Source organism: Mucilaginibacter sp. Bleaf8, assembly GCF_018390515.1.
Lineage (GTDB): Bacteria > Bacteroidota > Bacteroidia > Sphingobacteriales > Sphingobacteriaceae > Mucilaginibacter.
This window is the reverse complement of sequence record NZ_JAHBBK010000007.1, coordinates 113,656-120,171: the sequence shown is the minus strand read 5'-3', so window position 1 is coordinate 120,171 and position 6,516 is coordinate 113,656. Positions and strand designations below refer to the sequence as shown.

Sequence of the window (6,516 nt, the reverse complement as noted above, 5' to 3'; positions counted from 1 at the left end):
CATCCTGAGCCAGGATCAAACTCTCCATTGTAAAATGTTTTGTTTGTATCCAGACCCTATTACTCAAAATAGAAATCTGTATTAATATATCTTTATACAGTATTCCGTAACTTATTGTGGTTTTTTTGACTGAGAACAACCAAGATCGGTTGTCTCCCGCTACGCTACATGATTATTTCTTAAAAGAACTTTCTCGCTTCCCCGTCTCGGTTCCGCTTTTTATATCCGTTCACTATTGCAGTGAATGACTTTTCTTGTTATCTTCGCCTCAAACTTTCGTTCTCAGCGCCCTTCCTTTCGGTTGGGAGTGCAAAGGTAAGAAGCTTTTTTACATTTCCAAAAACTATTTTCAAGTTTTTTTTCAGCTTCCCGGTTTGTCTTAGAGCACCATCGCAGTTTTCACCGCGCTTTGCTCTGCCTCTCACCACTCCTTTACCCTTCTTTCAATGAACTTCGCTACTCTCTCGATTTGCGACTGCAAAGGTAACACTTTTTCTAACTCACGTCAAGACCTTTTTTCCTTTTTTCAAAGCAGCCGTGGCGTTCAGTTAATCGGCTTCTCCTTTCGGTTCTGACCGCTTTTCAGCGCCTTTTCCTTCTGTCAATCCATCAGCCGCTCCTTGCAAGCGGGATGACAAAGGTATGGAAATTTTACAGATTGGCAAAACTTTATTGCGCTTTGTTTGTAATGGCGCGTTTTCTTTAGTTCCAGCCGCCGCCTAATGAGCGATACAGGTCAACAGTAGCATCTAATTGTGCCTTTTTGATAGAGGCTAATTCAAGTTCGCTTTGCAATACGTTACTTTGTGCTGTAATTACTTCCAGGTAATTGGCCATTCCATTTTTAAACAGCATGTTGGCATTACGTGTGGCTTGTTCCAATGTTTTGGTACGGTCGGCTGCGATGTTTTGTTGTTGGCTCAGTTTGTCAATCCGCACCAAAGCGTCAGACACTTCGCCCGCGGCTTGTAATACCTGCTGCCTGAACTGGATCACCGATTTTTCGCGGTTCACTTTAGCTATCTCGTAATTGGTTTTTAGTTCTCGCCGTTGTAATAGGGGCTGAGCAATACCGCCTGTAGCGATACCAAATAAGGATGCAGGTACATTAAACCAGTTGCTGGCTTTAAATGCGTTAACTCCGCCCTGTGCAGTAATAGTTAGCGACGGGTACATGCTTGCTTTGGTATAGCCAACTACTGCATTAGCACGCTCAATATCCAGCTCGGCACTTTTTACATCCGGACGCAGGCTTAATAATTGTGAGGGCAAACCAGTTGATAGCGTTTGAGGCAAAGCGACATCGTTAAGCCGGCCCGACCGCACAATGCTATCCGGGAGCTTGCCGCTTAGGATGCTTAAAGCATTTTCCTGGATAGTAATATCCTGCTCAAATTGCGGTATTAAGCGTGCGGCAGTAAGGCGTTGCGCTTCGGCTTGCTGCACGGCAAGTAGCGTTACTTGCCCGGCGTTAAATTGCAACCTTATAATACGCAGTGTGCTATCAGTAAGCATTACATTACGTTTAGCCACACCTAACTGCTCATCCAGCATCAGCAAATTAAAGTAAGCTTGTGATACGCTGGCAACCAATTGGGTTTGTACCGCCTTGCGGGCTTCTCCGGTTTGCAGGTAGGCGGCCAGGGCCTGTGCCTTACGACTACTGATTTTTCCCCATATATCGGCCTCCCAGGATATATTGGCGGCTACCGTATAATCTTCAATATGCTTGCTACCCAAAAACTGGCTTAGGCTGATACCATTCAAACTATTGTTTGAGGGGCGGTTGATAGTAGCGGTTGCCTGCAAGCCTACCGCCGGTACGTTGCCCCATTTAGCCTGCTGTAAAGTAAGACGGGCGGCTTCGATGTTTTTGATAGCCAACTGCAGATCATTATTACGCGCAATGGCGCTGTCGATCAGGTTCTGTAAGGTAGTTTCGGTAAAAAAGCTTTTCCAGGGCAAGCGACCAACGGAATTGGTATCTGTACTGGCTGTTGCCGAACGGTAGCTGCCGGGTAAACTATTTTCCGGCAGCCGTACATCTTTAGATACCTTGCAGGCGGCTAATAGGCCAACCAGCATAATCAGCAGGTATCCGTTTATATTCTTTTTCATTGTTATGTGTGATTGGGAAATTAGTGAGCTGATATTTCTTCGGGCTCATGAGCATGCTGTCCGTTCAAATGACCATCGGTAGGAGGTACCTTAACCGGTACGCCACTTATCCTTTCCTGCAGATGCTGGAAGATGACGAACAATACCGGAATAATGAACAATCCTAAAATTACGCCACTCACCATACCGCCTGCTGCACCTATACTGATGGAATGGTTACCCTGTGCTGACGGACCTTTGGCACCCATCATAGGTATTAAGCCTACCACAAAGGCCAGTGAGGTCATGATGATAGGGCGCAACCTGGATTTTGCCGCTTCGAGTGCCGCTGCTACCAAGCCTTCGCGATTGCGTCGCCTTTGCACGGCAAACTCCACAATAAGAATGGCATTCTTAGCTAATAAGCCAATGAGCATTACCAGCGCCACCTGTACATAGATATTGTTTTCGATTCCGGTAAGACCAATGGCCACAAACACGCCCAATATACCTGTTGGGATAGACAGGATAACAGCGAAAGGCAGGATATAACTTTCATACTGGGCAGCCAGCAGGAAGTAAATGAACACCAGGCTCAACATAAAGATGATAGCTGATTGCCCGCCGGAAGAGATTTCCTCACGGGTTTGTCCGGAAAATTCATAGGCATAGCCTTTTGGTAAACTTTGCTCGGCAACCTCCTGTATGGCTTTGATAGCATCACCCGAACTGTAGCCCGGTTTGGCAATAGCATTAATACCCATAGAGTTAAACAGGTTATAGCGGGAAGCGGTTTCGGGACCATACACACGTTTAAGTTTCACCAGTGTATTTAGCGGCACCATCTGGCCCTGATTGTTCTTTACATAAACGCCTTGAATGGATGTCGGGTCGGCCCGGTCCAATTTATTAGCCTGCACCACCACGCGGTAGTATTTACCAAAGCGGTTAAAATCGGATGCTTGCGAACTGCCGTAAAAGGCCTGCATGGTTTGCAGTATATCTTTTACACTTACGCCCAACTGATCGGCTTTTACATCGTTCACTTCCATTTCCAGTTGTGGGTAATCGGCACGGAAAGTGGTAAAGGCAAATGCAATTTCCTTGCGTTTCATCAGCTCCATGATAAAGCTGTTGCCTACGTTGCCAAACTTATCCAAACGGCCGGTACCGGTTTTATCCTGCAATACAAAGTCCAAACCATCTACGTTACTAAAACCGGGTACGGTTGGGAAGGTAAACACAAAGAAGTTGGCACCTTTTATAGCAGCCAGCTTGCCACGCACCTGGTTCATGATATCGTTGATGTCTTTAACCGCACCACGCTCTTCACTTGGCTTTAACAGAATGAAGGCAACACCGGCCGACGGACTGGTTGAGGAGGTAAGTACGTTGAAACCTGATATAATATTTAGTGTACGCTGATAAGGCTCATTTTGAAGGGCATTTTCCAGTTGCTTTTCAACCTCAGTTGTACGTTCTAGTGATGCACCGGCAGGTAAGGCCACCGATATGGCAATAAAGCCCTGATCTTCAGATGGGATGAAACCTGATGGCGTACGTTTCATGAGCCAGATGGTAGTTAGTAATACCAGTGCTAGTCCGCCCATGCTCAGCCACTTGTTTTTTACCAAAAACTTCAGGCTGTTTACATAACGGTTGGTTAACGAGTTGAAGCCGGTATTAAAACCTGTAAAGAACTTCTCTTTAAAGCTTTTAGGCGCATCGTGCTGCTTATCGGCGTGCGTATTTTTAAGAAACAAGGCGGCCAATGCCGGGCTCAGCGTTAAAGCGTTAACAGCCGAAATTAAAATGGCGATAGCCATAGTGAAGGCAAACTGCCGGTAAAATACGCCAGTTGAACCTTCAATGAAACCTACCGGTAAAAACACGGCCGACATCACCAGCGTAATGGATATAATAGCCCCGGTAATTTCGCTCATGGCCGATAGTGTGGCATTGCGCGGTGTTAAATGCTCGTGCTCCATCTTAGCGTGCACGGCCTCAACCACCACAATAGCATCATCTACCACAATACCAATGGCCAGTACCAGCGCGAACAACGTTAGCAGGTTGATGGAAAAGCCGAACAATTGCATAAAGAAGAACGTACCCACAATAGCCACAGGCACTGCAATGGCCGGGATAAGGGTAGAGCGAAAATCCTGCAGGAAGATAAATACTACGATGAATACCAGTATAAAGGCTTCGATGAGGGTGTGTTTTACCTGCTCAATAGATTGATCGAGCGCTACTTTGGTACTATACAGCGTGAGGAACTTTACGCCTTTCGGAAAATCTTTAGCCGATTTTTCCATTAGCTTAGTAATATTGGTCTGTATTTCGTTGGCGTTGGAGCCGGCCAGCTGTAAGATACCGATATTTAAACCGGGCTTACCGTTGATACGGGTTAAACTGCCATAGCTGTAAGAACCAAATTCAACTTTGGCTACGTCTTTCAGTCTTAATAATGAGCCGTCGGCATTGGCACGGATCACCATGTTCTCATAATCTTCGGGTTTACTAAGCTTACCTTTGTATTTGATCACATACTCGAACGACTCTTTACTACTTTCACCAAACTTACCAGGTGCAGCTTCCAGGTTTTTATCCTGAATGACGGCCATTACTTCTTTCGGCGTGAGGTTGTAGCTGGCCATTTGGGCCGGGTTAAGCCAAACACGCATCGAGTAATCCTTACTGCCACCAAATACCGTAGCCGAACCTACACCCGGAATACGTTTAATTTCGGGAATAATATTGATCTGCGCGTAGTTGGTTAAAAAGGTTTGATCGTACTTGGCAGCATCATCCGTATATAAATCCACCACCATAATTAAGCTGTTCTGCTGCTTTGCGGTGGTAATACCCTGCTGTACAACCTCGGCTGGCAGCTGACTGGTAGCCTGCGATACGCGGTTTTGCACATTTACGGCAGCCTGATCGGGGTTGGTACCCAGCTTAAAGTATACGGTAATTACCAGCGACCCATCGTTACTGGCGGTGGAGCTCATGTAAGTCATGTTCTCCACCCCGTTAATGGCCTCCTCAAGTGAAGGCGCTACCGAACGCAATATGGTTTCGGCATTGGCACCCGGATAAATAGCAGTTACCTGCACGGCCGGTGGCGCTATATCCGGAAACTGCTGCAAAGGCAGTTTCATGAGGCCCAGTACACCCACAATCACCAATAAAATGGAGATTACGGTAGCCAGTACGGGCCTTTCTATAAATTTCCTGATCATGATAATAAGATTTATTTTTTAGCTGATAGGGCAAGGGCATCGGCTGCTTTAACCGGCTCGGGTTTAATTACCTGCCCCTCCTGTAAATGGTCAATACCGGTGGTAACAATACGGTCGCCGGGTTTTACACCTGCTTTTACCAAATAGTTGTTGCCGCTTTTACCAATAATGGTGATAGGTTGCTTGCTTACTTTATTACTGTCGCCCACGGTGTATACAAACACTTTGTCTTGCATTTCAACAGTGGCATCGGTAGGTACAAGGTTTACATTTTTGTGTTGCAATGCCAGGCGCACCTTACCGGTATTGCCTGATCTTAGCATGCCATCGGCATTTTTAAAGCTGGCACGCAGGGTAATGGCAGCGGTGGTTTTATCAAACTGCCCGTCTACCATATCTACGCGGCCCGGAAGGGTATAGGCACTATCATCGGATAAGATTAAAGATACAGGCGGCAGGTTTTTGATCTTTTCCTGTAGGCTATGACCGGCATATTGTTCTTTAAAATTAATAAAGTCGGTTTCGCCCAGTGAAAAGTACACATGCACATCGTGCACATCTGATAATTGTGTAAGGGATTGTGCATCGGCCGGCGAAACCAAGCTACCTTGCTTTTTTACTAAACGACCAATGTAACCGCTTACCGGGGCTTTGACAACGGTATAGCCCATATCAATTTGTGCCGTACCTACTTGTGCTCTGGCCTGTTCTACATTAGCGGCAGCAACTTTTAATGCTGCCTTGGCAGCTTTCAGCTGATAATCGGATACCACTTTATTTTCAACCAGCGGACTTAATTTTTCAACTTCCAGCTGTGCGTTGGCATATGCGCCTTCAGCTGCATGCAGGGCAGCTTTGGCATTATTCAGCTTTTCGCGGTACGGGCGATCGTTTATTTTGAATAAAGACTGACCTTTAGTTACGTAGGCGCCTTCATCTACAAATATCTGATCAAGCGTACCCTCTACCTGCGGGCGGATTTCTACGTTAACGGCTCCTTCTATAGAAGCCGGATAATCCTGATAAGTAGTTGGATTACCTGTGCTAATTGACATAACAGGTAGTGAAGGCGGTTCGGCAGCCTGCTGTTGTTGCGGTTGCTGCGAACATCCATACAAAACGGCCAGCGTTAATAATAATGCTAATGGTTTCATGAGTGTATAGTTGTTTGTGT

At 46.1% G+C, this 6,516-nt stretch carries 3 protein-coding genes; all 3 read right to left on the bottom strand.

Features of this window, described 5'->3' with window-relative positions:
* Positions 1 to 702 precede the first annotated feature (702 nt).
* The 3 genes from KHS38_RS21180 to KHS38_RS21170 are packed head-to-tail and all read right to left on the bottom strand — an operon-like array spanning position 703 to position 6,496.
* A complete protein-coding gene (locus KHS38_RS21180; RefSeq protein WP_213490742.1) occupies positions 703 to 2,118 on the bottom strand; it encodes a TolC family protein in 1,416 nt (471 codons plus the stop codon).
* 20 nt (positions 2,119 to 2,138) lie between these two features.
* The gene (locus tag KHS38_RS21175; RefSeq protein ID WP_213490741.1) at positions 2,139 to 5,342 is read right to left on the bottom strand and encodes an efflux RND transporter permease subunit; all 3,204 of its coding nucleotides are present in this window, start codon (positions 5,340 to 5,342) and stop codon (positions 2,139 to 2,141) included.
* Between the two features lie 11 nt (positions 5,343 to 5,353).
* Positions 5,354 to 6,496 carry an efflux RND transporter periplasmic adaptor subunit gene (locus KHS38_RS21170; RefSeq protein ID WP_213490740.1) on the bottom strand — a complete coding sequence of 381 codons (1,143 nt, stop codon included), beginning with the start codon at positions 6,494 to 6,496 and terminating at the stop codon, positions 5,354 to 5,356.
* Between the last annotated feature and the right edge of the window lie 20 nt (positions 6,497 to 6,516).

What these genes read in the sequence shown, in the direction of transcription:
- KHS38_RS21180 (WP_213490742.1), bottom strand. Translation starts at nt 2,118, where the DNA reads ATGAAAAAGAATATAAACGGATACCTGCTGATTATGCTGGTTGGCCTA.
- KHS38_RS21175 (WP_213490741.1), bottom strand. Translation starts at nt 5,342, where the DNA reads ATGATCAGGAAATTTATAGAAAGGCCCGTACTGGCTACCGTAATCTCC.
- KHS38_RS21170 (WP_213490740.1), bottom strand. Translation starts at nt 6,496, where the DNA reads ATGAAACCATTAGCATTATTATTAACGCTGGCCGTTTTGTATGGATGT.